The following is an 835-nucleotide window of genomic DNA, read 5'->3' as shown; positions in this document are numbered from 1 at the left end:
TGAACAGGTCCGGGCGGGGGTCGTTGCCGACATAGGTCACCGGGATCTCGACCGCGCCGTCGGTGATCACGAAATCGAACGCCATGCCGGTGCCATTGACGATGGATCCGTCCTTAACCAGCCCGCCCAGCTGAAAGAACTCGTCGGGCTCGGGCGCCGTCTCGACCACCTGGCTGGGAGAGCGATAGAGGTTGATGCCGTCGCTGAAGCCGTATCCGATCAGCCCCACCGCCACGACCAGGGCCAGGCTTGCCGCCGCCAGAACCTGGACGCGGCGCTGCTTCTTCAGGGATTTCATGCCGGCCATGGGTCCTCCTCAGGCGGGATCAAAGCTGATGGCGCGGCGCAGGAACTGCGTGGCCTTGCCGCCCACCCGCACCGGATCGCCGGTGGTCAGATACATCGATGTCGTGCCCGGCCCGACGAATTCGGGCCTGCGCGTCAGATAGTCGGCCAGGCTTTCGGCGACCAGCCCCGCCTGGCTGAAGACCTTGACCTGCGGCCCCAGGGCGCGCTGAAACGCGTCCTGCATCAGCGGGTAATGGGTGCAGCCAAGGACCGCCGCCTCGGGGTACGGCATGCGGCGCTTCAGCGCCTCGACATGGCTGGTGACCAGGGCCTCCGCCAGCTGCTCGTCGCCCATCTCGATCGCATCGACCACGCCGGCGCAGGGCTGGGCCTCGACATCGACGCCCACCGCGCGGAACGCCAGTTCGCGCTGGAACGCGCGGCTGGCGACGGTCGCGGGTGTGGCAAACAGCGCGACGTTGTTGACCGCCACCCGGCGCGGCGGCGAATTATCGCCCCAGGCCCGTTCGGTCAGCGCCTCGATCAT

2 protein-coding genes are annotated in these 835 nt (G+C 68.0%); both read right to left on the bottom strand.

Annotation, left to right across the window (positions count from 1 at the left end; genetic code table 11):
- A partial coding sequence (locus TW83_RS18065; RefSeq protein ID WP_052714975.1) for a cytochrome c maturation protein CcmE occupies positions 1-307 on the bottom strand: 307 nt, incomplete at its 3' end.
- Positions 308-316: 9 nt separating this feature from the next.
- On the bottom strand, positions 317-835 hold a 519-nt coding region (locus TW83_RS18060; RefSeq protein ID WP_045984171.1), incomplete at its 5' end, for an aspartate/glutamate racemase family protein.

Origin of the sequence: Paracoccus sp. S4493, assembly GCF_000967735.1 — a bacterium.
In the GTDB taxonomy this organism is placed as follows: Bacteria; Pseudomonadota; Alphaproteobacteria; order Rhodobacterales; family Rhodobacteraceae; genus Paracoccus; species Paracoccus marcusii.
This window is presented reverse-complemented; position numbering and strand designations above follow the sequence as displayed.